Source organism: Streptomyces sp. NPDC045695 (assembly GCF_056432025.1).
The window spans coordinates 604,808-629,591 of the sequence record NZ_JBWKJU010000001.1 but is presented as its reverse complement, the minus strand read 5'-3'; the positions used below and the strand labels follow the sequence as shown (position 1 = coordinate 629,591).

The 24,784-nt window shown below is 72.4% G+C and carries 22 protein-coding genes; 7 read left to right on the top strand and 15 right to left on the bottom strand.

Going from position 1 to position 24,784, the window contains the following annotated elements:
• Position 1 precedes the first annotated feature (1 nt).
• From AC07DU_RS02855 to AC07DU_RS02810, 10 genes are all read right to left on the bottom strand, one after another.
• Positions 2-562, bottom strand: coding sequence for a thioredoxin family protein (locus AC07DU_RS02855; RefSeq protein ID WP_361950071.1), 561 nt, complete (start codon positions 560-562; stop codon positions 2-4).
• A gap of 17 nt (positions 563-579) precedes the next feature.
• On the bottom strand, positions 580-1,050 hold the full coding sequence (locus AC07DU_RS02850; protein WP_360889985.1) for a VOC family protein: 471 nt from the start codon (positions 1,048-1,050) through the stop codon (positions 580-582).
• A gap of 43 nt (positions 1,051-1,093) precedes the next feature.
• Positions 1,094-1,423 (bottom strand): putative quinol monooxygenase, encoded by a 330-nt coding sequence (locus tag AC07DU_RS02845; RefSeq protein ID WP_453287118.1) that lies wholly within the window; start codon positions 1,421-1,423, stop codon positions 1,094-1,096.
• The gene (locus tag AC07DU_RS02840; RefSeq protein ID WP_453372160.1) at positions 1,420-2,601 is read right to left on the bottom strand and encodes a hypothetical protein; all 1,182 of its coding nucleotides are present in this window, start codon (positions 2,599-2,601) and stop codon (positions 1,420-1,422) included. Before AC07DU_RS02840 ends, AC07DU_RS02845 begins: the two co-directional genes overlap by 4 nt.
• A gap of 67 nt (positions 2,602-2,668) precedes the next feature.
• The gene (locus AC07DU_RS02835) at positions 2,669-3,139 is read right to left on the bottom strand and encodes a VOC family protein (RefSeq protein WP_479109282.1); all 471 of its coding nucleotides are present in this window, start codon (positions 3,137-3,139) and stop codon (positions 2,669-2,671) included.
• On the bottom strand, positions 3,136-4,404 hold the full coding sequence (locus AC07DU_RS02830) for a hypothetical protein (RefSeq protein ID WP_479030185.1): 1,269 nt from the start codon (positions 4,402-4,404) through the stop codon (positions 3,136-3,138). Before AC07DU_RS02830 ends, AC07DU_RS02835 begins: the two co-directional genes overlap by 4 nt.
• Positions 4,405-4,409: 5 nt before the next feature.
• Positions 4,410-4,787, bottom strand: coding sequence for a cupin domain-containing protein (locus AC07DU_RS02825; RefSeq protein ID WP_360889972.1), 378 nt, complete (start codon positions 4,785-4,787; stop codon positions 4,410-4,412).
• A gap of 51 nt (positions 4,788-4,838) precedes the next feature.
• Positions 4,839-5,738, bottom strand: a complete 900-nt coding sequence (gene dapA / locus AC07DU_RS02820; protein WP_360889969.1) for a 4-hydroxy-tetrahydrodipicolinate synthase — start codon at positions 5,736-5,738, stop codon at positions 4,839-4,841.
• A 247-nt stretch (positions 5,739-5,985) separates the two neighbouring features.
• Positions 5,986-7,080 carry a pyridoxal-phosphate-dependent aminotransferase family protein gene (locus AC07DU_RS02815; RefSeq protein WP_479109280.1) on the bottom strand — a complete coding sequence of 365 codons (1,095 nt, stop codon included), beginning with the start codon at positions 7,078-7,080 and terminating at the stop codon, positions 5,986-5,988.
• Positions 7,081-7,465: 385 nt separating this feature from the next.
• Complete coding sequence (locus AC07DU_RS02810) at positions 7,466-8,314, bottom strand: helix-turn-helix transcriptional regulator (RefSeq protein ID WP_479030192.1); 849 nt, start codon at positions 8,312-8,314, stop codon at positions 7,466-7,468.
• A gap of 132 nt (positions 8,315-8,446) precedes the next feature.
• Between AC07DU_RS02810 and AC07DU_RS02805 the strand changes: the two genes are divergently transcribed.
• Positions 8,447-9,907: an MFS transporter gene (locus tag AC07DU_RS02805; protein ID WP_479109278.1), complete on the top strand. Its 1,461-nt coding sequence runs from the start codon at positions 8,447-8,449 to the stop codon at positions 9,905-9,907.
• Between the two features lie 16 nt (positions 9,908-9,923).
• Here AC07DU_RS02805 and AC07DU_RS02800 read toward each other — a convergent pair whose 3' ends face one another.
• The 4 genes from AC07DU_RS02800 to AC07DU_RS02785 all read right to left on the bottom strand — a co-directional run bounded on the left by AC07DU_RS02800 (position 9,924) and on the right by AC07DU_RS02785 (position 14,908).
• Positions 9,924-10,847: an LLM class F420-dependent oxidoreductase gene (locus tag AC07DU_RS02800; protein WP_360889957.1), complete on the bottom strand. Its 924-nt coding sequence runs from the start codon at positions 10,845-10,847 to the stop codon at positions 9,924-9,926.
• Positions 10,848-10,935: 88 nt separating this feature from the next.
• Positions 10,936-12,720, bottom strand: a complete 1,785-nt coding sequence (gene leuA, locus AC07DU_RS02795; RefSeq protein WP_479109275.1) for a 2-isopropylmalate synthase — start codon at positions 12,718-12,720, stop codon at positions 10,936-10,938.
• Positions 12,721-12,917: 197 nt separating this feature from the next.
• Positions 12,918-14,306, bottom strand: coding sequence for a benzoate/H(+) symporter BenE family transporter (locus AC07DU_RS02790; RefSeq protein WP_479109273.1), 1,389 nt, complete (start codon positions 14,304-14,306; stop codon positions 12,918-12,920).
• A gap of 83 nt (positions 14,307-14,389) precedes the next feature.
• Positions 14,390-14,908, bottom strand: a complete 519-nt coding sequence (locus AC07DU_RS02785) for a helix-turn-helix domain-containing protein (RefSeq protein WP_479030204.1) — start codon at positions 14,906-14,908, stop codon at positions 14,390-14,392.
• A gap of 120 nt (positions 14,909-15,028) precedes the next feature.
• Here AC07DU_RS02785 and AC07DU_RS02780 point away from each other — a divergent pair, with 120 nt between their 5' ends.
• The gene (locus AC07DU_RS02780) at positions 15,029-15,520 is read left to right on the top strand and encodes a YbaK/EbsC family protein (protein ID WP_453372168.1); all 492 of its coding nucleotides are present in this window, start codon (positions 15,029-15,031) and stop codon (positions 15,518-15,520) included.
• Between the two features lie 37 nt (positions 15,521-15,557).
• On the opposite strand, the gene AC07DU_RS02775 is transcribed toward AC07DU_RS02780, so the two are convergent.
• A complete protein-coding gene (locus tag AC07DU_RS02775; protein ID WP_479109271.1) occupies positions 15,558-16,730 on the bottom strand; it encodes a PP2C family protein-serine/threonine phosphatase in 1,173 nt (390 codons plus the stop codon).
• A gap of 251 nt (positions 16,731-16,981) precedes the next feature.
• Between AC07DU_RS02775 and AC07DU_RS02770 the strand changes: the two genes are divergently transcribed.
• From AC07DU_RS02770 to AC07DU_RS02750, 5 genes are all read left to right on the top strand, one after another.
• Complete coding sequence (locus tag AC07DU_RS02770) at positions 16,982-17,917, top strand: cyclase family protein (RefSeq protein WP_360889939.1); 936 nt, start codon at positions 16,982-16,984, stop codon at positions 17,915-17,917.
• A gap of 128 nt (positions 17,918-18,045) precedes the next feature.
• Positions 18,046-20,844, top strand: coding sequence for an ATP-binding SpoIIE family protein phosphatase (locus tag AC07DU_RS02765; RefSeq protein ID WP_479109269.1), 2,799 nt, complete (start codon positions 18,046-18,048; stop codon positions 20,842-20,844).
• Positions 20,845-21,019: 175 nt separating this feature from the next.
• Positions 21,020-22,537 (top strand): sugar ABC transporter ATP-binding protein, encoded by a 1,518-nt coding sequence (locus tag AC07DU_RS02760; protein ID WP_479109368.1) that lies wholly within the window; start codon positions 21,020-21,022, stop codon positions 22,535-22,537.
• Positions 22,534-23,577, top strand: a complete 1,044-nt coding sequence (locus AC07DU_RS02755; RefSeq protein ID WP_479030217.1) for an ABC transporter permease — start codon at positions 22,534-22,536, stop codon at positions 23,575-23,577. Before AC07DU_RS02760 ends, AC07DU_RS02755 begins: the two co-directional genes overlap by 4 nt.
• Before the next feature lie 29 nt (positions 23,578-23,606).
• Positions 23,607-24,755 (top strand): substrate-binding domain-containing protein, encoded by a 1,149-nt coding sequence (locus tag AC07DU_RS02750; RefSeq protein WP_479030220.1) that lies wholly within the window; start codon positions 23,607-23,609, stop codon positions 24,753-24,755.
• Positions 24,756-24,784 lie beyond the last annotated feature (29 nt).

Sequence of the window (24,784 nt, the reverse complement as noted above, 5' to 3'; positions counted from 1 at the left end):
GTCAGGACGGCTCGTTTCCGGGCGTCCACTTCACGGAGCAGCCCATGCTGGGGTGGTGCGGCTCGGGTACGGGCCGCCCGGCCAGCGTGTCGGTGACGGCTGCCCGCAGCCGCTCTCCCGTCACCGGCCGGCCGTTGCCCGGGGTCGAGTCGTCGAACGACCCGCGGTAGACGAGGGTGCCGTCGGGGCCGTACAGGAAGAAGTCCGGGGTGCAGGCCGCGCGGTAGGCCCGCGCCACCGACTGGTCGGCGTCGATCAGGTACGGGAAGGTCCAGCCGGTACGGGCGACCTGCTCGCGCAGTCCCTGCGGTCCGTCGTCGGGGGCGACGGAGGTGTCGTTGCTGCACACGGCGACGACGGCGAGCTGCGGGAACTCCTCGGCGAAGGCGCCGAGCGCCTTCTCCAGGTGCTTCACGAACGGGCAGTGGTTGGAGACGAAGGCCACGAGCAGGGCGGGCGCCCCGGCGTGGTCGGCCAGGCTCACCGTGCCCCCGTCGAGCGCGGGCAGCGAGAAGTCCGGGGCGGGGGTGCCGAGCGGCACCATGAAGGAGGAGACGGCCATGTCGGGTGGTCCTTTCGTTACTTCTGCACGTCGGAGAGCAGGAGCGGCGCGCTCGGGTCCAGGCCGCGGGAGTCGTTGACGAACTCCAGGTACATGCCGTCCGGGTCGATGACGAAGAAGTAGTCGACGAGGGTGCGGCCCGTGGCGATCTGCGTGACCTCGCCGATGCCGGCGGCGATGATCTCCTCACGGGCCGCCGCCAGGTCGGGGACGCTGAAGCCGAGGTGCTTCACGCCCACCTCCGGCAGGTTGTTGCCGACCGTGAAGGACGGGCGGGGCGCGGCCGCGTTGTCGGCGTAGTGGAAGAGTTCGAGCACGTAGCCGCTGCCCTCCTGCTGGAGGTGGGTGATGGTCAGCGACTTGTCCTGCTTGGTCCACTCGAGGATGAGGGAGAAGCCGAAGTAGCCGTAGAAGGCCTTGGACGCGTCGAGGTCGGCCACGCTGAAGGCCGTGTGGTGCGGCTGGTAGACGGTGGTGCGGGCGGTCATGGCTTCCTCCGAAGGGGTGCGGGGGCCGGCGGGCGGTGACGGCTCAGGGGCGGGGGGCGAGCCCGTTCGCGCTCAGGAGCACGTTCATGAACTCGATGCGGGGCGGCCCCTGGACGAAGGGCACGTGGCGCCGGCCGAACTCGGCCGTCTGCTCCGTGGCCCGGTGCTCCCTGAACGCGGCCTCGTCGCGGTAGATCTCGTAGAAGACGCGGGCCAGCGGCTCGCCGTCGATGCGGTGCACCGCGTAGCCGACGAGCCCCGGCTCGTTGGCGGCGGCCTGCGCGATCCGCCACTGGGCGAGGGCGTCGAAGGCCTCGACCCCGTCCGGCTTCAGGTCGAAGCGGGCGACGACCGCGTACTGGGCCCCGCTCACCGCTCGGCCCGCGCGGCGGCCAGCAGGGGGAAGCCGCCCTCGTAGCTGATGCCCCGGGCGAGCTCGTCCTCGTTGGCGGCGATGCAGTCGGCCAGCGCCGCGACCCACTCGGCGGTGATCTCGCGGCGCCGGGCGGTGGCGAGGATCTGGCGCAGCGGGTTGATGTGCGCCTCGGCGAGGCCGCGCAGGCTGCGGATCTGCTCGGGCGTCACGTCGTGCGGGAAGGACGGCGGCAGCGGGCTGTCGCTGACCTTGAAGTTGAGGATGGTGCGGATGCACTTCTCGCACTGGCAGCAGTTGCGGTCCTTCTGCTCGCCCTGCCAGCACACCCGCAGGTTGTCCGCGCCCTCGGGCCACAGCCTGGCGAGGCCGGCCACCTTGTCGCTGCGCTCGATGCCGGTCGCGTCGTGGTGCATGCGCATCCGGCCGCCGGACAGCATCCAGTCGGTCATGGGGTTGGAGCCCCAGGGCAGCACGAGGGAACCGTAGGGTTCCGAACTGGCGATCACGCCGTGCTCGAAACGGCCGCTGAACAGGGTCAGTACGGAGGTCATGCCCGTGGCGAAGGCGTCCTCCCAGTGGGAGAGGTCGCTGTGCCACAGCTTGCGGAAGTTCGTGGTGACCGGCAGCAGTTCGACGCCGACCCCCTCCAGCAGCGGCACGCTGCGGGCGTACAGCGCGTCGTAGGCGTCCCGTTCCTCCAGCGGGATGTCGTAGCCGTGCACCATGACGGCGCCGGTCAGGTCGAGCGAGCCGCGGCCGGCCGCCTTCTTGACGTGGCGGATCGTCGTGAAGGCGCTGTCGACGCCGCCGGAGAAGGTCTGCAGGGCGCTGCGGGTGTCGGGGCCGGCGCGGTCCGGGACCTCCCGGTCGGCGGAGAGCTCGACGACGCTGTAGCGCTCGGGGCGCCACTGCACCCAGGCCGCCTGGAACTCCTCCAGGTTCTCCAGGAGTGTCTGCGACACCGGGCCGTCGACGTGCAGGTTCTCACCCTTGCGCATGGCCACGAACAGCGTGGCCAGCAGGAAGGGGTCCATGAGGTCGGTCAGGTAGGGGGCGTGGCGCAGGTCGACGCGGTACCAGAGGCGGTCGGTCGCGGCGCCGTCCTGGTGGGACACCTCGACGGAGAGCTCCAGGCGGCCGTCTGTCTCGGTGCGCTGGACGGGGGCGATCCACATGCTCGGTTGTTCCTTCTCGTCAGTCGGGATGGGACGCGATGGGTACGGATACGGGCGCGGGCCCCGGTCAGGCGCCTGGCGCCAGGGGCGGTTCGATCAGCTCGACGAGGTTGCCGTCGGGGTCGCGGAAGTAGAGGAACTTCACGCCGCGGGCGGCGGCCGGAGCGTCCACCTCGACGGGGCCGCCGACCACCTCCAGCCGCCGCTCGCGCAGTTCGGCCTCGGCGGCGGCGATGTCGGCGACGGCCAGGGCGAGGTGGCGCAGGCCGGTCGTGTTCGACGGTGCCCGGGTGTCCCCTGGACGCACGTGACGGTCGTACTGGGTGAGTTCCAGGACGGTCTGCGCTCCGGGGATGCGCAGGTGGACGGTGGTGGCGGTGGCGCCGGGCACGCCGACTCCCTCGGCGAAGCGGGGGGTGGTCAGCTCCAGCCGCTTGGCCACCTCCGCGCCCGTGAGGCCGACGTAGAAGTCGGTGAGCCGGTCGATGTCCTCGGTCACCATCGCCACGTGGAGCAGCCCTTGGACCTTGATCGTCATGGGACGAGCACCTCTCGTGTCAGCCGCTCCCGCCCGGTGGCCGGGGGCCGGAGCGCGGTGGGGGCCGGGGTCGCGGTGTGGAAGGCCGGGTCGAGGGCGGGCAGCACGCCGGCGAGCCGGGCCCGCTGGCGCTGTTCCAGGAAGGCCAGGAAGGCCTGCCCGACGCCCGCTTCGAGCCCGAGCTTGAAGGAGTCGGCGACCCATCCCTGGAGGACGTCGCCGCGGGCCGAACCGAGGGCCGGCCGCGGGCCGGCCGGTTCGTCCACGGCCGAGCGGATGAGGGCGGAGTTGCGCAGGACCTCGTCCAGGTCGACGGGGGCCGGGGCGTCGGACGACAGTCGGGTGAAGGCGTGCGAGACCATCCCCAGCATGTTGTCGTCGGAGGTGAAGAGCTTCTTGCTGATGACCGTGGAGCCCCGGCACAGCATGACGCCGGCCTTGATGTCGGCCAGTTCCTCGCAGATGGGGGCGTAGGTGGCGTGGATCGACAGGCCGTCGCGGCTGAAGAGGTCCAGGCTCCGCACGATGGTCGGATAGTGCAGGTTGGAGTAGTGCACGAAGGCCGCGCCACGGGCCGCGCGGCCCACGATGACGCCTTCACCGAGCCGCAGCGGGGTCCCGTCGGGCGCGGTCATCGGGTCGAGGTCCTCGGCGTACTCCACCTGGGCGGGTTCTCCGAGCAGGTCGGTGCCGATGTAGAGCTGGTGCGGCATCTCGACCTCGAAGACCGTCGGCGACGCCGTGCCCGAGGCGCCCCGGCCGCGCAGGTTGTCCGCCCGCCGGTCCTTGGAGAAGTTGGTGACGCACAGGACCGGGTCGAGGTCGTACAGGCCGATCAGGTCCCGGACCGCGGCGTGCACCTGGGAGTGCAGGTAGTTGCGCACCAGGACGGCCTGAGAGGTCTCCAGGACGCGGCGGACGTCGTCGACGAGTTCCGGCGGGACCGTGAAGGGCTTCTCGATGACGAACTTGCGGTAGCCGGCACGCCACCACTCCAGCAGTGCCGGGGCCAGCGTGCGGCTCGGCAGGCAGAGGTCGACGATGGTCGACTCCGGCGCCGTGGGCGTCAGTTCCGCCCGCCCCGCCACCACCTTCTCGGCCACCCCGTCGCGCCGCAGCAGCGCGGCGAGCTCGGGCCCCGCCCTGCGGGTCGGGTCGACGAACTGGATGCGGTCGCGGTCCAGGCGGCCGGAGCGGGCGAGGTGCGAGTAGGCCCGGTAGTGGAGCGATCCCGCCTTTCCCGCTCCGGCGATCACGAGGTCCACGAGGGTCAGCCCGCCTTGACGTGCTCGACCGCGCCGCCGAAGTCGGCGTCGCCGATGTGGAAGGCGAGGTAGCGCAGCGTCTGCGTGCCGGTGTTGGAGATCCGGTGCTTCGTGCCGCGCGGGATGCGGACGCAGGAGCTCGGGGCGAGCTGGTACAGCTCACCGTCGAATTCCAGTTCGGCGTTGCCGGAGATGATGAAGTACGTCTCGTCGGTCTTGGGGTGGTGGTGCACCTGGCCGCCCTTACCGGGCTCCGCACTGGCCACGGCCACGCGCACGACACGGCTGCCCGGGTTGTCGGCGGCGGCGTAGAGCAGCGACCGTACGACGTCGCCGCCGTACACGCCCTCGGTCATGGCGGCCACATCGAGCAACGGGTTCATCTTGTTCTTCCTCTCGGGGTTCGGCTGACTGCGGAGGCGGTGTGCGCCGGCTCAGAGGAGTTCGCAGTCCTTCATGATCGTTTCGAGCTCGCCGATACGGTCCTGGGGCAGCGGGGTGAGCGGCAGACGCGGATCGCCGACCTCGAAGTGGGCGAGGGAGAACGCCGTCTTGAGCGCGATCGGGTTCGTCGCGAAGTAGATGCCGCGGTAGAACTCGGCGAACTTGAGGTACAGGTCGCGCGCGGTGGCGAAGTCGCCCGCGAGTGCCGCCTCGACGATCGAGCGGCTCTGGCGGGGCATGACGTTGGCCGCCACCGAGATGTGCCCGTGCCCGCCGAGGAGCAGGGTGGGCAGCGCGGTGAAGTCATTGCCGGCGAGCACCACGAAATCGGCGTCGCGCACCAGGTGGAGCACCCGGCGCAGGCGCACGATGTCCTGGTTGCCCTCCTTCATCCCGATGATGTTCGGGTGGCTCGCGAGTTCGGCCACCTGGTTCGGCGAGATGTCGACGGTCGTGCGGCCCGGCAGGTTGTGCATCATCAACGGGATCCGGACGGAGTCGGCGACCTTGCGGAAGTACGCCACCAGACCGCGTTCGGTGGGCGGGTCCAGGTAGGGGGTGAAGGCGAGGACGGCGTCGGCGCCCAGCTTCTCGGCCTCCTTCGCCAGCTCCAGGGTGCGGGTCAGGTTCTCCGTGCCGATGTCGGGGATGACCATGGCGCGCCCGGCTGCCTGGTCCACGCAGATCCGGGTGATGCGCAGCTTCTCCTCGTCGGTGAGGGCTGCCGCCTCGCCGGTGACGCCGTTGGGACACAGCCGGGTGACGCCGTTGTCGATCTGGAAGTCGACCAGGCGGCGCAGGGCCTCCTCGTCGAGGGCGCCGGAGGGGTCGAACGGCGTGAGAAGGGTGGTGTACGCGCCGACGTAGCGACGCGTCTCGGTGCTCAGCACAAGGTCTCCAAAGGGGGTTGGTCGGGGCCCGGCGGCGGGCGACGGCAGGTCGAGCCGTCCCGCGGCCGGGCTGACGTCCGGCTGCGCGCGCTTCGGGGCACGCCGAGGATCGCGGGCACGCCCGGCCGCGGCCGGAGCGATCGCGCGAGGAAAGGGAAAGGGAGGGAAGGGAAAACGGAAAAGGGAAGGGAAAGGAAGACCAGCAAGTGCGCTCAAGGGGCGCGGGACAGCCGCAGAACGGCTGGTGTCAGGCGGCGCGCCGTCCTTGTTGCCTCCACAGCACGTCCGCCATGGCGGCCGACGCACGGCCCGGCTGGCTCACGACACCGCGTTCCAGGAGGAGCATCTCCAGAGCGGTGAGCACCGGCAGGAGGTCGAGCGGGGAGACCGAGCCGATGTGACCGATCCTGATGATCCTGCCCTTGAGGCTGCCCTGGCCTCCGGCGACCCGGATGCCGAAGCGTTCGTGCAAGGCCTCCACCAGGCCGTCGGCGCGGCCGTCAGCGGGCAGCACCGCCGCGGTGAGCGAATGCGAGGCTCTGCCCTGCGGCAGCATCGGCAGGCCGAGCGCCGCGAGACCCGCCCGGCACACGGCGGCGCTGTGCGCGTGCCGTTCCCAGACGTTCTCCAGCCCTTCGGCCTCGATACGGTCGAGCCCGGCCGCGACGGCGAACAGTGTCGCGTTCGGCGGGGTGTTGGGGACGGTGCTCTCCAGAGCGGCGGCGCGCAGCAGGTGGAAGTTCCAGTACGAGTACCCCTGGGACGGACGTACCACGTCCCAGCCTCGTTCACCGACGGCGACGAAGGCGGCGCCCGGCGGGCTCATCAGGCCCTTGTGCGAGGCGGTGAGGGCGAAGTCCACGCCCCACTCGTCCATGTGGAACGGTTCGACACCGATCGAGGTCATGGTGTCCGCCACGACCGTGGCGCCGTAGCGCCGGCCCAGTTCCGCGAGGCGCTGCACGTCGTGCACGGCCCCGGTCGAGGTCTCGCAGTGCGTGAGGAGCAGGTGGCGCGGCCTCAGGGCCGCCAGCTCGCGCTCCACGGCGCGAAGATCGAAGGTCTCGCCGTCGGGCACCTGGTGCAGCCGGACGTCGGCCTGATAGGTCCGGCAGAGCTCCGCCCAGCGGAGGCCGTACTTGCCTGCGGCGAGGACCAGGACGGTGTCACCGGCTGCCACGACGTTGGCGACGACGGATTCCATCGCGCCGGTACCGGACGCGGGAAGCATGAGAATCTGCCCGCTGGTGCGGAAGAGGTTCTGCAGTCCGGCGTGAATACGTTCGTAGAGTTTCTTGAAATCAGCGGTCCGATGGTGCGTCAGCTGTGCGATCGACGCCATTCTGATAGCCAGCGGAACATGGGTCGGTCCCGGCGTGAACATATCTAAGTCCTGCATCACACTCCCCCGTTGCACTGCGAGTCACGACATCCGGTGCGGGGTTCTGCACCCAGTGAAGAGGAGGCTGAGGGTGGGCCTCCGAATAGCGGCCTGAACGAGTTCGGTCACTCAAGGACAGGCACGTCCGTGGTGGATGCATTTACACTCCCATCTTCGGCTGACCAGATCAAGAAGTCTCCGCCCGGAACGTTCGGAATCTCGGATTTCAGCTGGTCAAAGCGGTTCTGACGGGCAGTCGGATTGTCCAAGGAGTGGACGGTATACAGGCGGCCATGTGAACACGTACAAGAAAGCCGAGCGGTTCAGGTGAAATCTGTGACCATGCTCACTCCGTTCGCCCCGAAAGAAGCCACGCCAGTTTCTCGGAAGTATCCGTTCCGGTCAGCGGGTTGTAGAACATCACGGTGAGGTCCGGACGGGCGGGAAGCCGAAGCTGGCTGCTCTCGAAGCTGAGCGCGCCCACCACCGGATGATCCACCTCGTTGACGATCACTCCGAGTTCCCGGACGTCCTGACGGGCCCACAGTTCGGCGAACTCGGGGCTCGTACGGAGCAGTTCCGTGATCACCTCCCGGAAGCCCTCGTCGTCGGGCCGCTCCGCGGCCGAGGCACGGAAGGCGGCGACCACGGCCGGTGCGATCTGCTTCCACGACCGGGCTCGGCCGCCGCCCGGCTGGAACCCCTGGTGACGGAAGAAACCCACGAGGCAGTTGCGGTCCGCGCCCGGTAACCCGAGCGCGAGCCGCGCCGACTCGTTCCACGCGACGTGGTTCCAGTGGCGGTCGAGCATGGTGGCGGGCCGGGGTTCCCATGCCTCGATGAGCCGTTGCAGCCCTTCGCAGTACGCGGTTCCGGGCGCCGCGTCGGGCAGGGGCGGGTTCACCCCCGCCAGGGCGTAGAGGTGGCGCCGCTCCGTGTCGTCCAGCCGCAGGACGCGCGCCACCGAGTCCAGGACCTGCGGCGATACCGCGATGTCCCGCCCCTGTTCGAGCCACTGGTACCAGGACGGCCCCACTCCCGCGAGCACGGCCACCTCCTCCCGGCGCAAACCGGGGGTACGCCGCCGGCCGCTCGACGGCAGCCCCGCCTGCTCCGGTGTGATCCGGCCCCGCCGGTTGCGCAGGAAATCGCTCAGCTCGGGCCGGTGCACCACCGGCCGGACAGTCGATGTCACTTACTGGCTCCCCTCGTTGCCACCACCGGGCATCGTTTCGGGCGCCGGTGGTCTCGGTGTGGTGGCTGGTGGTGGCACCACCAGCACAAGCAGCCACTTCCACCCGCCGCCGGGTACGTGGAATCTGTGATCATGACAAGCACTCCGACCGAAGCGGAGGCGGCGGACAGGGCCACTGCCGCCCCCGGCGACCACGACCGACTGACCGCCCGGGCGACCGTGACGCTCCTGCTCCTGTGCGCGGCGCAGTTCATCATCGCGCTGGACTTCTCCATCCTGAACGTGGCCCTTCCCGTGCTCGGCGAGGACCTCGGCATGGGACAGGCCGACCTCCAGTGGGCCGTCACCGCCTTCGCCCTGCCGTCGGGCGGATTCCTCCTGCTCTTCGGCCGCGTCTCGGACCTCTTCGGCCGTCGGCGGTTGTTCATCGCTGGCCTCGTCCTGTTCACCTTGGCCTCCGTACTCGCCGCGGCCGCCTGGAATCCCGCCCTGTTCCTCGCCGCCCGCGCCCTGCAGGGTTTCGGCGCCGCGGCCGTCGTACCGGCGGGCATGTCCCTGCTCACCACGACCTTCCCGGAGGGCCCCCAGCGCAACAGGGCGCTGGCCGTCAACGGCACGGTCCTGTCACTGGGCTTCACCGTCGGCATGCTCCTGGGCGGTGTGATGACCGACCGGCTGGGCTGGCGGTCCACCATGTCCCTGCTCGCGGGCGCCGGCGCGCTGCTCGCGATCGCCGCCCCCGTGCTGCTCGCCGAGAGCCGGCCCGCCAGGCGGCCCCAGCTCGACGTCCCCGGAGCGGTCACCGTCACGGGCGGTCTGCTGAGCATCATCTACGCCTTGTCCACCGCTGCCGAACAGGGCTTCGGCGAGACCGAGGTGATCATCGCCCTGGTCCTGGGCGTCCTGCTGCTGGTGGCCTTCGCGGCCGTGGAGTTCCGGGCCGCCGAACCGCTGATCTCGCTCCAGATGCTGCGCCGCCCCAGCGTCGCGCTCGGCAATCTCGGCGGGCTGGCCACCTTCTCGATGATGAGCTCGGTGATCTTCCTGCTCACGCTCTACCTCCAGCAGGTGCTCGGCCTTTCCGGCTTCGAGACCAGCCTCGTCTTCGGCGGCCAGGGCGTGGTCCTCGCGCTCACCGGCATGGCCGCCTCCCGGATCGTCGCCGTCCTGGGGGCCCGGACCACGCTGGTCGCGGGGCTCGCGCTGCAGTCGGCGGGTACGGCGGCCCTGGTGTTCCTGCCGGGTCACGGCGGTGTCCCCCTGGCCCTCACCGCACTGCTCCTCGCGTCCGTGGGACACATGTCCGCGGTGGTCTCGTACGGCATCAACGCCACGTCCAGCGTGAGCGACCACGAACAGGGCCTGGCCACGGGGCTCGTCACCAGTGCGCAGCAGATCGGGATCACCATCGGCATCCCGGTGCTGAGCGCGGTCGCGGCCGACAGGGCCGCTGCTCTGGAACGCGCCGGCGAATCCGTGGGGTCGGCCCTCCTGGGCGGTACCCGGCTGGGTGTCGGCGTGGACGCCGCGCTGGTCATGGCCGCCGCGGCGGCCATCGCGGTCGGCCTTCCCCGAGCCCGGCCGAAGGGCTGAGACATCCGCCGGGGGCTCACGGCAGCCGGGCGGCCACCCGGTCGGCGATCAGCTCCAGCTGAGCGAGATCGGACAGGTCCAGGAGCTGGAGGTAGATCCTCGACGCACCGGCCGCCCGGTACCGCTCCAGGGTGCTGATCACCTCGTCAGGGGTCCCCGCGAGTCCCGTCTCCCGCAGCTCCCGCGGGTCCCGGCCGATCGCACCGGCCCGCCGCGTGACCTCGGCCTCGTCGCGCCCGACGCACACGGTGAGCGCGGCCGAGTACACCAGCCCGTCCGGGTCGCGGCCGGCCTCCTCGGCCGCTTCCCGCACGCGCCGGAACTGGGCGCGGGTGTCGTCCGGCGTGGCGAAGGGCACGTTGAACTCGTCGGCGAACCGGGCGGCCAGGGCCGGGGTCCGTACGGCTCCGCGGCCGCCGATCAGTACGGGCACCCGCCCCCGCACCGGCTTGGGCAGCGCCGGGCAGTCCACCAGCCGGTAGTGGCGCCCCTCGTGGTGGAAGGTCTTGCCCACGGGGGTGTCCCACATCCCGGTGAGGATCTCCAGCTGCTCCTCCAGCCGGCCGAAGCGCGCAGCCGGGAAGGGGATGCCGTACGCCAGGTGCTCGCGCTCGAACCAGCCGGCACCCAGGCCGAGTTCGATCCGGCCGCCCGACATCTGGTCCACCTGCGCGACCTGTACGGCGAGGACTCCGGGCAGCCGGAAGGTGCTCGCCGTCATCATGGTGCCCAGGGTGATCCGGCTCGTCTCGCGGGCGAGTCCGGCCAGGGTGATCCAGGCGTCGGTGGGACCGGGCAGGGCGTCGCCGGGGGCCACCTTCACGTAGTGGTCCGAGCGGAAGAACCCGTCGTAGCCGAGGTCCTCGGCCCGGCGGGCGACGCGCAGCAGGGTCGGATAGTCGGCCCCCCGCTGCGGCTCGGTGAGCACGCGCAGATCCATCTGTCCTCCTCCGTACTTCCCTCTCCGCCTCATGAGGCGGTCATGGCGCGGGGCCGTCCCGGCGGAACGGCCCCGCGGTGGTCACACCTCAGGCGCGGTCGCGAAAGCCCCGGTTGACCGCCGAGACGACCGCCTTCAAGGAGGCCGTCACGATGCTCGAGTCGAGGCCCACCCCCCAGAAGGTCCGGCCTTCGACCGAGGCCTCCACATACGCGGCGGCGCGGGCGTCACCACCCGTGGACATCGCGTGCTCCTGGAAGTCCCCGACCCGGACCTCGATGCCCAGGGCGCCGAGCGCGGAGACGAAGGCGTCGATGGGGCCGTTGCCGACCCCGTCCAGGGTCTTCTTCTCCCCGTCGAGCAGCACCTCCACCGAGAAGGAGTTCTTCTCGTCGATGACGGCGGCCGACTGGTGGGACAGCAGCGACATCCGGCCCCACGGCGCCACCGCGCCGCCCACGGCGCCCGCCTCCGGGGAGTCGACCGGCAGGTACTCCTCGACGAAGGCCTCCCACATCTGCGCGGGCGAGACCTCCCCGCCCTGGTCGTCCGTACGGTTCTGGACGGCCTGCGAGAACTCGATCTGCAGACCGCGCGGCAGGTTCAGCTTGTGCTCGGTCTTCATGACGTGGGCGATGCCGCCCTTGCCCGACTGGGAGTTGACCCGGATGACGGCCTCGTAGCTGCGGCCGACGTCCTTGGGGTCGATGGGCAGGTACGGTACCGCCCAGCCGAAGCCCTCCACGGGGGTGTCCGCGGCGGCGGCCGATCGCTCCAGCGCCTCCAGGCCCTTCTTGATGGCGTCCTGGTGGGATCCGGAGAAGGCCGTGTAGACCATGTCGCCGCCGTACGGGTGGCGCGGGTGCACGGGAAGCTGGTTGCAGAATTCGACCGTGCGGCGGATCTCGTCGATGTCGGAGAAGTCGATCATCGGGTCGATGCCCTGACTGAAGAGGTTCAGGCCCAGGGTGACCAGACAGACGTTGCCGGTCCGCTCCCCGTTGCCGAACAGGCAGCCCTCGATGCGGTCGGCGCCGGCCAGGTAGCCCAGCTCGGCGGCGGCCACGGCCGTGCCGCGGTCGTTGTGCGGGTGCACCGACAGCACGACCGCGTCGCGCCGGTCCAGGTGACGGTGCATCCACTCGATGGAATCGGCGTACACGTTGGGCGTGGCCATCTCCACGGTGGCCGGGAGGTTGACGATGACCTTGCGGTCCGTCGTCGGCTGCCACACGCCGATGACCGCGTTGCAGATCTCGGCGGCGTACTCCAGCTCGGTGCCGGTGTACGACTCCGGCGAGTACTGGAAGCCGATCCCGGTGTCCGTCATCCGCCCGGCGAGATCGGCGCACAGCTGCGCCCCGCGCACGGCCAGGGCGGTGACCTGGTCGCGGTCCATGCCGAACACGACGCGGCGCTGGAGGGTCGACGTGGAGTTGTAGAGGTGGATGATGGCGTGCCGGGCGCCGCGCACCGCCTCGAAGGTGCGCTCGATGAGGTGGGCGCGGGTGGGTACCAGGACCTGGATGGCGACGTCGTCGGGGATCCGGTCCTCTTCGATGAGCTGCCGGATGAAGTCGAAGTCGGTCTGGCTCGCCGAGGGGAAGCCGACCTCGATCTCCTTGTAGCCCATCGAGACGAGCAGTTCGAACATGCGCAGCTTGCGGTCCGCGCCCATGGGGTCGATCAGGGCCTGGTTGCCGTCGCGCAGGTCGACCGCGCACCACTGGGGCGCCTTGGTGAGGGTCTTGCCGGGCCAGGTGCGGTCGGGCAGGTCGATGGCCCGGAAGGGCTGGTACCGCTCGAACGGCATACCGGAGGGCGCCTGGACCGGGAAGCCGGGGGCACGCTGAACGGAGGGGGTGGAGTTCATGGGGAGATGTCCTCTGTGGATCGTCGCGGCTGCGGGCCGACTGTGTGGCGCATGGCCGGACCCCGCGCCGAGGAGGTCGAGCCCTAGAGGCCCTCGGCGCGGCGGATAAGAAGGAGGGGAATGCCGTGTATGTCGCGCATGTCAGTTCACCTTACAAGTGCGTTGCCCGGTCCGGTCCAGTCCTTTCGAAGGCCATCTCACCGTGTGGGACGGGGAGTTGAGGCCTGCGCGTGGGCGAGGACGGAGGGCGCGGGTGGTGCGGCGGGAAACTCGGGTGCGCCGGCCTGCGTGGTGCCGGGCGGGCTGGCGTCGGCCGGCCCGGTGCCGAACGGCCTGACCTCGGCCTGCCCGGTGCGGGACGGCGCGGGCAGCCGGCCGCGGCGGTGCGCTCCCGTCCTGCGCGGTGTGCGGCGCCAGCGCGTCACCGCGAGGGTCAGCGCCCCGGCGAGCAGTCCCCAGAACGCGGAGCCCACGCCGAGCAGCGTCACCCCGGACGCGGTCGCCAGGAAGGTGACGACCGCGGCCTCCCGCGCAGCCTCGTCCGACAGCGCCGAGGTCAGCGAGTTCCCTATGGTGCCCAGCAGTCCGAGCCCGGCGATTCCGAGGATGAGGGCGGTGGGCAGGGCGGTCAGCAGGGAGCCGACCGTTCCGCCGAAGACGCCCACGGCCAGGTAGAACAGCCCCGCCCAGACTCCGGCCAGGTAGCGTCGCTCCGGGTCCTCGTGTGCTTCGCGGCCCGTGCAGATGGCCGCCGTGATGGCCGCGAGGTTCAGCCCGAAGCATCCGAACGGCGCGAGCAGCAGGTTGGTGACGCCGGTCCAGGTGATCAGCGGCGACACCGGCACCCGGTCGTAGCCGTCGCCGCGCAGGACCGCGACGCCCGGCAGGTTCTGGGAGGCCATCGTCACGACGAACAGCGGCAGCGCGACGCTGACGATCACCTGCAGGGAGAACGCGGGGGCGGTGAAGACCGGTTCGGCGAAGGCGAAGCGGATCCGGCCCGGCTGCAGCGAGCCCTGCACGGCCGCGACCGCGACGCCTGCGGCGAGCGCCGCGATGATCGCGTAGCGGGGCAGCAGCCGCCGGCCGAGGAGATAGACCGCGAACATGGAGAACACGACGGCGAAGTGGCCGTCCATGCGGGCGAACAGTCCGGTGCCGAACTGTACGAGCACCCCGGCGAGCAGACCCGACGCGAGCGGCACGGGGATGCGTCCCATCACGCGCTCGAACCAGCCCGTGAGCCCGCTGAGCACGATCAGCGCGGCGGAGACCAGGAAGGCGCCGACGGCCTGAGCCATCGTCACCCCGTCGAGCCCGGACACCAGGAGCGCGGCCCCGGGAGTGGACCAGGCGGTGACGACCGGGGCCTTGTACCGCAGGGACAGACCGATACAGGTGACCCCCATGCCGACCCCGAGGGCCAGCATCCAGGAGGTGAGCTCCCGCGGCCCGGCACCGGCCGCCTGGGCGGCGGTGAAGACGATCGCCGCGGAACTGGTGACCCCCACCAGCACCGCGATCAGGCCCGCCAGAACGGCGGGGGCCGAGGTTGCTCTGCGTAACTTCTGATCTATCTCGCTCACCCGGCCGATTGTTGCCACCCCTTCTCGCGACGGGCAACCGGTATCCCACGATCCGAGATCTGCCCGCCGCAGCCCGGTCTTCGTCACTGTGGGTAGCGCACGATCAGGAGGGCCTCGACGTCTCCGGAGGGCGCCTCGTACAGGTGCGGGACGTCGGCCGGCCAACTTCCGTGCATGCCGGGGCGGATCAGGACGGGCGCGGACAGCGCGCCGGCGCGTGCGGTGCCGGCGAGGACGACGAGGTGCTCCGTCGTGCCGGCGGTGTGCGCGGCGGACTCCTGCCTCGTCCCCCCGCGGATGCGGACCCGGTAGGTCTCCGAGACCGCGTCGTCGGCCTCGAACCGCTCGATGAGGACGGCGTCCACGGCGTCACCGGAGATCGTGGCGGGGGACGCGAGGTCGAGCAGCGCAGCGCTCAGAGGCACCCCGAGCGCCGTCGTCAGGGCGTAGAGCGTCTCCAGAGTGGGGTTGCGCCGACCGCCTTCCAGCTCGGAGAGCGTCCCCTTGCCGATGCTGGACCTGCGAGCCAGTTCGGACAGGGACATCCCCTGCACTTCGCGCAACTCCCGCACGCGCAAGCCGACGCGGGCGGCCAGATCCATGGTGTTCCTTCTCCTCGCCGGGGGCGGTTGCTCGCACGCCCCGAGGGGATCTATCGTTCCACAAACAGAACGTTCCGTCTATGGAACGCACACTGGTGCCACTTTGCACGAAGGAGTCACATGGCGCCCCAGGAAGGCACGGCACTGCCCGCTCGCAGCATGGAGGTAGCGCGCGCCCTCGCCGCGGCCGGCATCACGGGCGAGGTACGCGAACTCACGGAGTCGACGCGCACGGCCGCCGAGGCCGCCGCGGCCCTGGGATGCGAGGTGGGCGCGATCGCCAACAGCCTCGTGTTCCTCTCCGACGACGAGCCCGTCCTGGTCCTGACCAGCGGCCGGCACAAGGTGGACGCGACGGCGCTCGCCGCCCGGTGGGGCCGCGGCAGGCTCCGGCGCGCCACCCCGGAACAGGTGCGCGAGGCCACCGGGCAGGCGATCGGCGGCGTGTCCCCCGTCGGCCACCCCCGGCCGCTTCCCACGGTGGTCGACGCGGCCCTGACGGAATACCCCCGCCTCTGGGCCGCCGCCGGAACTCCCCGCACCGTCTTTCCCACCACCGCCGATGAACTGCTGCGCCTGACGGGAGGGACCCTGCTCCCCGTCGGCCCTTGACGGAGGCCCGGTCGGGTCGGAGGCCCGGGTCCGGTCGTCAGCGCGGCGCCTCGTCCTGCGTCCGGTCGACGACGATGACCGCCACGTCGTCCGCCAGGGCGCCCTGCGTGTGGCGGACGAGCTCTTGGCGCAGACCGTCGAGGAACGCCTGCCGGGTGTGCCCGCGCAGGGTCGCCATGGCCGTGGGCAGGTCGAAGAACCGGTGGTCGCCGTCGCGGGCCTCGATGACGCCGTCGGTGTGCAGCAGCAGCCGGTCCCCCGGGGCGAAGGGATAGGTGTCCGTCCACCCGGGGCGGCCGCTGATGAACTCCTCCAGACCGAGCGGCGGCAGCGGAGAGGTGGGCGCCAGGGCCCGGACGGTGCCGTCGCGCAGCAGCAGCGGCGGGGGATGGCCCCGGTTGATCACCTCGATCTCGTGGCCGTCCGGGATCTGGGCGACGAGTGCGGTGACGAAGCCCTCCAGGAGGGCGTTCTCGCCGCCCGCCAAGTCCGCGTCGGCGCCCGCGACCACACTCTCCCGCGCGACGGCGGCGTCCCGCCGCAGGGCCGCACCGCAGTGGTTCACGACCTCCACCAGGTCCTCCTCGTAGTGCACGGACTCCCGGAACGCGCCGAGCACGACCGCGGCGGCCCGTACGGCGGGCAGCCCCTTGCCCCGGACGTCCCCGACGATCACCCGGACCCCGTACCGGGTCTGGACCGCGTCGTACAGGTCACCGCCGATCTGCGCGCCCGTCTCGGCCGCCAGGTACATGCTGGCCGCCCGTACGGGACCGAGCCGGTCCGGCACGGGCCGCAGCAGGACCTCCTGGGCCGCCGCGGCGATCCGGCGGACCTGGTTGAGCTCGTTCTCCCGGCGCGTGCGGACGGTGCGGCTCGTCACGAAGCTCGCCGCCGAGACCAGGAAGAGGGCGAGGAAGTTCGTGTAGACCTGCTGTCCGCCCCAGGCCTCGTTATGGGTGGCGGTGACCACGCTGACCGCGACGGCCACCCCGGCCGCCGCGAGGGTGCCCCGGGGCCCCATCGTCACTGCCGCCAGCGCGGGTGTGGCGACCAGCAGCGGGCCGGTGTACACGAAGTGGACGGGCGTGAGCTCGATGAGGAGTACCAGCAGCGCGATCGCGAAGGGCACGCACTCCGCGAGGGCGAAGAGGACCTTGTGGTGGCCGCCGGCTCCCGGTCCCGGGGGCGAGCGCACGGGCGCTCTCATGGGTCAAGCCTGCATCGCCCGGGCGTACGGCCGCCACTCATCGGCGCATCGGCCGACGAGGAGCGTCCTGCCTCGGGCCGGACCGGGTAGGCATGCGGAAGGCGGCGGGACACCCCGCCCCGCACCACCGCACACCACCATCCCACCGCGCCACCGTCCCCACCGCACCACCGTCCCCACCGCACCACCGCACCACCGCCCCACCGCCCCACCGCCCCACCGCCCTCGAGTCGTCCGGAGCGCCGCCCACCATGAGTACCGACCCCCCGCAGGCTCCCCGGGTCTCCCGCGAGGAGTTCGACGCCCTCTTCGCCTCGGTCCGTACGTGGGGCCGCTGGCCCGCCGCCGACCGGGGCGCCTGGAACCGGGTCACCCCGGACCACGTGCGCCGGGCCGCGGCCCTGGTCAGGGACGGCACGGTGGTGCCCCTGGGGCTGCCGTGGAACACCCTGCCCGGCCCCGACAACACCAAGCCGGCCCTCCACTACATGTCCGACCTCGGCGATGTGGAGCCGTCGGAACCGGCCACGCACAAGGACTTCCTCGCCGTCGACTACCACGGCAAGGCCGTCAGCCACCTCGACGCGCTCTCCCACGTCGCCTACCGGGGGCAGCTGTACGAGGGGCACCCGGCCCGCGAGGTCATCGGGGCCGGCGGCGCCCGCTTCGGCTCGGTGGCGGCCCTCGGACCGCTCGTCACCAAGGGCGTGCTCCTCGACCTGCCCGCCGTTCTCGGGGCCGACTGGCTGGAACCGGGCCACGCGGTCCGCGCCCGTGACGTCATCGACGCGGAGCGCTCGCTCGGCGTCGGGATCGACGACGGGTGCGCGGTGCTCGTGCGCTCCGGCCGGTTCCGGCGCCGCCGCGAGCGGGGGCCGTGGGACGTCGACGCCGCCAGCGCGGGCCTCCACGTCGACGCGCTGCCGCTGCTGGCCGCGCGGGGGATCAGCCTGCTCGGCGCCGACGGGGACAGCGACGTCCGGCCCTCCCCGGTGGAGGGCCTGCACTCCCCCGTGCACGCCCTCGCCGTCACGGCGATGGGGGTGCCCCTGCTGGACAACCTGGACCTGGAGGCGCTGTCCGCCGCGTGCGCGCAGGCGGGACGCTACGAGTTCATGATCGTGGTGACGCCCCTCAACGTTCCCGGCGGAACGGGATCGCCGGTCAATCCGGCCGCTCTCCTGTGAAGCGGCAAATAGCCAGGAATATACTCAAAAGGCGCCGTTTCAACTTTTGGCGCACGGCCCCGGAACCACTCGGCCCGGAGCGATCATCCGGTACGCCCGACGGCGCACCGGCAAGGGAAGTGATGCAGATGGGGGTCACGGGAGAGCAGATCGGCCCCGCACGCTCCCGTGAGCGGTTCCTGGGGGGCGAGGCGGCCGGGAACGGGGTACGGGGTCCCATCCTGGACTCCTGGCAGCGCTGCCGGCTGCTGGGCCTGTCCCCGGACCAGACCGAGCTGCCCTACCGGGACGACTTCGATCCGGACAGCCGGCTCGTGCGGGCCGCCCGGCCCGTCCTCGACCAGTTGCAGTCCCGGTTCTCCGGCAGCCAGATGAACATCTCGGTGGCCGACGCGACCGGCATGGTGCTCCAACGCCGCTTCGGCGAGCCCTCCCTGGCCCGCACCCTGGCCCCCATCCAGAGCGTGCCCGGCTTCGTCTTCGCCGAGCGGTTCGCCGGGACCAACGGCATCGGTCTCGCGCTGGCCGAACGGGGCCCCATCCGGGTCTTCGGCGCGGAACACTTCGCCGAACGCGCCCAGCGCAACGCCTGCTGCGCCGTCCCCATCCGCGACCAGCTCAGCGGGCACATCGTGGGCGTGCTCTGCTTCGGGTACCCGCACGCCTACGAGCGGCCGGCCCTGTCCGTCCTGCTGCGCCGGGCGGCCCGGACCATCGAGCGGCGGCTGGTGGAGGAGAGCTCGGCGCGCGAGCGCGGACTGCTGCGCACGTACCTCGATGCCGAACGGCGTGCCCGCGCGGGCGACGGTGGGCTGGACGGACACCACCACGGGGCGGCCGGGCCGGACGAGCTGGACGAGCTGATCGACCTGGAGCTGGACCCGTACGAGCAGACGATCCTCAAGGAGACGGCGACCGCGTTGATCTCCGCGTCCCGGCGGGCAGCCGTCGGCGTGGCCCTCCCGCACGGCCGGGAGGCCGTCTTGCTGAGCCGCCCGGTCACGAGCCGGTCCGGTGTGCGGGGCATGGTCGTCGAAGCCGTCCTCAGCGGCGACACCCCGCCGGTCCACCACCTCTCCGTAGCGCCACGGCCCGGGCCCGCGCACTCCGGACGTTCCCACCCCGCCCCCACCGCCGCCGCCGGGCCCGCCCCCGCGGGGCCGCCGCCCGCCGGACCCGCGCCCGACGCCCGGCCCGCGCCCGGCACGTACCGCGGCCTGGTGCTGCTGGGCGAGCCGGAGGTCGGGAAGTACGCCATCGCGGCGCGACGCCGCCTGGAGCTGCTGGCCGAGGCCAGCACCCGCATCGGCACCACCCTGGACGTCACCCGTACCGCCCGGGAGCTCGCCGAGACGGCCGTGCCTGCCCTGGCCGACTACGTCACCGTCGACCTGCCCGAAGCCGTCCTGCGCGGCGACGAGCCCGCCGATCCCGGAACCGGGCTGCACCGCACGGTGGTCCACGGCGTCCGGGACGACGGCCCCCTCCACCCGGCCGGACACCCCGTGGAGCTTCGTCCCGGGACCCCGCAGGAGCGCTGCCTGACCGGCGGGCAGGCCGTCCTGGAACCCGAACTGGCCTCCGCGGCGGGCTGGACGGCGCAAGACCCCGAGCAGGCCCAGCGGCTCCTCGCGCACGGCCTGCACTCCGTCATCGCCGTCCCGCTGCTCGCGCGCGGCGTCCTGTTGGGCATCGCGAGCTTCTACCGCTCGCAGGATCCCACCCCCTACGGGGACGACGACTGCCGCCTGGCCCAGGAGCTCGCGACCCGCGCCGCCCTGTGCATCGACAACGCCCGCCGCTACACCCGCGAGCACACCCTGGCCCTGACCCTTCAGCGCAGCCTGCTGCCGCGCGGCCTGCCCGAGCAGGGGGCCGTGGAGGTCGCCCACCGCTACCTGCCCGCCGAGACCGGGGTGGGCGGCGACTGGTTCGACGTCATCCCGCTGTCCGGCGCCCGGGTCGCCCTCCTCGTCGGCGACGTGGTCGGCCACGGCCTGCACGCAGCCGCCACCATGGGACGGCTGCGGACCGCCGCGCGGAACTTCGCCGAACTGGACCTCGCCCCGGACGAGCTCCTCACCCACCTCGACAACCTCCTGGTGCGCCTGGACCGGGAGGAGGGCGACGACCCCGCCACGGGCAGCACCGGCATCGCCGGTGCCACCTGCCTCTGCGTCATCTACGACCCCACCACGCGGCGGTGCACCATGGCCCGGGCCGGCCACGTGCCCCCCGCCGTGGTCCGGCCCGACGGCACCGTGAGCTTCGCGGATCTGCCCGCCGGGCCCCCGCTGGGCCTGGGCGGCCTGCCCTTCGGGACGGCCGAGATCGAGCTCCCCGAGGACAGCACGCTCGTCCTCTTCACCGACGGGCTCGTCGAGGACCGCCACCGCGACATCGACGTCGCCCTCGACCGGCTGCGCGGCGCCCTGGCCCACGCCGGCCGCAGCGCCGAGGACACGTGCCGGGCGGTCATGGACGCCATGGCGCCCGAGCACCCCCGCGACGACGTCGCCCTGCTCGTCGCCCGCACCCGCAGCCTGCCCGCCGACCGAATCGCCGCATGGGACCTGCCCGCCGATCCCGCCCGGGTCTGCGACATCCGCGCCGCCGTCACCCGGCAGTTGACCCGATGGGGGCTGGAGGAGCTCTCCTTCGCCGCCGAGCTGCTGCTCAGCGAGCTGGTCACCAACGCCGTCCGCTACGGCGCCGAGCCGATCCAGGTGCGCCTGATCCACGACCGCGCCCTGATCTGCGAGGTCTCCGACGGCAGCAGCACCGCCCCGCACCTGCGGCGGGCCGCCACCACGGACGAGGGCGGCCGGGGCCTGTTCCTCGTCGCCCAGCTGGCCCAGGCCTGGGGCACCCGCTACACCCCCCGCGGAAAGGTGATCTGGGCCGAATGCGCCCTGGACGCGGCGTAAGCACCGCTCTAACCGTGTTTGCCCCCTGGCTGCCAGTAGCATCCTCCCTGTCCCGCCCTCCCGAGAGGGGGAACCGAGGTCGGCCCCGGAGACGTCCGTGCATGACGCCCATGACCCTTCCGACACCTCGACGAGCCGCCCGCCCCGGAGCCGCGGCGGGGAACCGCTCGTGCGGATGCGCGGTCTCGGCAAGCGGTTCGGCGGCACCGTCGCGCTGGACGCGGTCAGCCTCGACGTCCACCGCGGCAGCGTGCTCGCCCTCCTCGGCCCCAACGGCGCCGGGAAGTCCACGCTCGTCAAGGTGCTCGCCGGGGTGCTCCCGGCCGACGAGGGCGAGGTGACGGTCGCCGGCCACCCGCTCGGATCCGAAGCCGCCCGCGGGAAGATGTCCTTCATCCACCAGGACCTCGGCCTGGTCGAGTGGATGACGGTCGCCGAGAACATCGCCCTGGGGACGGGCTACCCGCGCCGCCACGGCCTGATCTCCTGGCGGCAGACCCGCGAACGCTGCGCCGAGGCCCTGCGGATCGTCGCCGGACACCTGGAGCCCGCCGCCCGGATCACGGACCTCGCGCCCGCCGAGCGTTCCCTGGTGGCCATCGCCCGGGCACTCGCACGCCGGGCGGAACTGTTCGTACTCGACGAGCCCACCGCCACGCTCCCCGCCGCGGACTGCGCCCGGCTCTTCGGCGTGCTGCACGCGCTGCGCGACCGCGGGCACGGCATCGTCTACGTCAGCCACCGGCTCGACGAGGTGTACCGGGTCGCCGACGCGTTCGCGGTCCTGCGCGACGGCCGCCTGGTCAGCGGCGGCCCGCTCGCCGGGTACGGACCCGACCGCCTGGTCCGCGACATCGCGGGCGGCGTACCGGCCCGCCACGGGCCCGCCACCGCCGTACCCGCGGGCCGTCCGCCCGTACTGAGGCTCGACGCCGTGACGACGCGGCGCACCGGGCCCGTCAGCCTGGACCTGGCGCCCGGGGAGATCCTCGGCATGGTCGGGCTGACCGGCGCCGGCCACATGCACCTGGGCCGCGCCCTCGCCGGCGCGCTGCCGCCGCTCGGCGGGCGGGCCCTGCTCGGCGGGCTGCCGTACCACCCGCGCAGCGTGGCCGCCGCCCTCGGCCGGGGAGTCGGCTTCGTGCCCGCCAACCGTCAGGAGGAGGGCTGCGCCCCCGATCTGACGGTCCGGGAGAACCTGCTGGCCAACCCGCGGGCGGCCGGCGTGCCCCCCTGGCGCTGGCTCGGTCCGCGGCGCGAACGGCGGGAGGCCGCCGCCCTGATCGAGCGGTTCTCGGTGCGCCCCCGCGACGGCGAGGTGCCCCTGGCCACCCTGTCGGGGGGACATCAGCAGAAGGTCCTCCTCGGCCGCGCGCTCCGCGGGCGGCTGCGCCTGCTGATCCTCGAAGAGCCGACGGCGAGCGTGGACGTCGGCGCCAAGGCGGCGATCCACCGGCTGATCGACGACGCGGCCGCGGAGGGCCTCGCGGTGCTGCTCGTGTCCACCGACTTCGACGAGGTCGCGGACCTCTGCCATCGCGCGCTGGTCTTCGTACGGGGAGCGGTGACGGCCGAGCCGGCGGGCGCCGCCCTGACGCCCGCCGGGCTCACCCGCGCCGCCTCGGCCATGCCCGCGATCACCGGAAACACGACCAACGGCAGCACGGCTACCGGAAGCGCGAGGGGCCGGTGAGCGCCCGGTTCCCGCGCGGGCACGTCATCGGGGTCTACGGGCTGCCGGTGCTGACCGGGCTGCTCTTCCTGGTCTTCTCCGTCGCCCTCCCTGACACCTTCCCCACCCGGGACAACGTGTCCTCGATCCTGTCCAACCAGTCGATCCCCGCCCTGCTCGCCCTCGGTGCGACGATCCCCGTCGTCACCGGCAAGTTCGACCTATCCATCGGCTACGGGCTGGGCCTGGCGCACGTCCTGGTGATGCACTTCGTCGCGGGCGAGGGGACGCCCTGGCCGCTCGTCTGCCTCGCCGTCGTCCTCGGCGGGGCGCTGGTCGGCGCCCTGAACGGCGTCGTCGTCGAGTTCGCCCGGATCGACTCCTTCATCGCGACGCTCGGCACCGGCAGCATCATGTACGCCTTCACGGGATGGCTGACCGACGGCAGCCGGATCGTGCCGGGCCCCGGTGGCCTGCCAGCCTCCTTCACCGCCCTCTACGACGGCCGGTTCCTCGGCCTGCCGGTGCCCGCGTTCTACGTCCTCGCCGTCGTCGTCGTCCTGTGGGTGATGCTGGAGCGGCTGCCGTTCGGCCGCTACCTGTACGTCGTCGGCTCCAACCCCCGCGCGGCCGGCATCATCGGCATCCCCACCCGCCGGTACACGGTGTACGCCTTCGCCGGATCGGGCCTGGTCGTGGGCATCGCGGGGGTGCTGCTCGCCGCGCAGCAGCAGGTGGGCAACCCCAGTGTCGGCCTGGACTACCTGCTGCCCGCCTTCGTCGGCGCGCTGCTCGGCTCCACCACGATCAGGCCCGGGCGCGCCAACGCGCTCGGGACCCTCGTGGCCGTCAGCGTGCTCGCCGTCGGTCTCGCCGGGATCGGCCAGCTCGGCGCCCGGTTCTGGGCCACTCCGCTGTTCAACGGGGGCACGTTGCTGCTGGCGGTCGGCCTGGCCGGGTACGCGGCCAGGCGGCGCCTGCGTACACGGTCGACGGCCGACCGCCGCCCGCCCGACGAACCGCCCGGGCCGTCGGTGGCGTCCGCGGCCGAAGCCCGATAGACCGCCAGCGCACTTCGGTCAGGAGCACCGTGTACCCGAACCGCACCAGCGTCCTCGCCGCCGCGGCCCTGTGGGCGGCCGCCTGCACCCTCCTCGCGGGCTGCGGAGGCGGCTCGTCGCGCACCTCCACCGCGGCCTCACCCTCGGCCGCCGGCTGCCCGGCCGTCCTCGCGCGGGCGAAGGCGGCCGTCGAGGCGGCCGAGCGCACGGACCTCTCCTGGAACGGCCCCACGACCGGCCCCGAGGCCGTCGCCGGCAAGACGATCGTGTACGTCGCCCAGACGATGACCAACCCCGGGGTCGCCGGGGTCGCCGAGGGCGTCCGGGACGCCGCGGCGGCCATCGGCTGGCGGGTCCGGGTGATCGACGGCGAGGGCACCCCGGCGGGCATCCAGGCCGCCCTCAGCCAGGCGGTCACCCTGAGGCCCTCCGGCATCGTCGTCGGCGGCTTCGATCCCCTGCTCACGGCGCGGCAGACGGCGCGGGCGCAGGCCGCGGGCATCCCCCTGATCGGCTGGCACGCGGTCGGTTCCCCCGGTCCGAGCACGAGTCCGCGGCTCTTCACCAACGTCACCACGAGGGTGGAGGAGGTCGCGGGGGTCAGCGCGGACTGGGTCGTCGCCGGGTCCGACGGCCACGCCGGGGTCGTCGTCTTCACCGACGACTCCATCCCGTTCGCCCGCGACAAGGCCGCGCTGATCAAGCGGCGGCTCGCGGCCTGCCCCGCGGTGACGGTGCTGGCGACCGAGAACATCCCCATCCCGGACGCCAGTCAGCGCACCCCGCAGCGGGTCTCCGCCCTGGTGTCCCGCTTCCGGGACCGGTGGACCCACTCCGTGGCGATCAACGACCTCTACTTCGCCGACGCCGCCCCGTCGTTGCGCGCCGCGGGGCGCCCCGGCGGGGGACCGCCCTTCAACATCGGTGCGGGCGACGGTGATCCCTCCGCCTTCCAGCGCATCAACAGCCGTGGTTTCCAAGCCGCCACCGTCCCCGAACCCCTGACCCAGCAGGGCTGGCAGATCGTCGACGAGTTCAACCGGGCCTTCGCCGGCCGCCCCGCCAGCGGTTACGTCGCGCCCGTTCACGTGGTGACGGCCGCGAACAGCGGCGGTGCCACGTCCTGGGACCCGCGGGGCTACCAGGAGGCCTACCGCAGGATCTGGCGCGGTGAGTGACCCGGCGCGCGGGACGTCCGCCCGGTGTG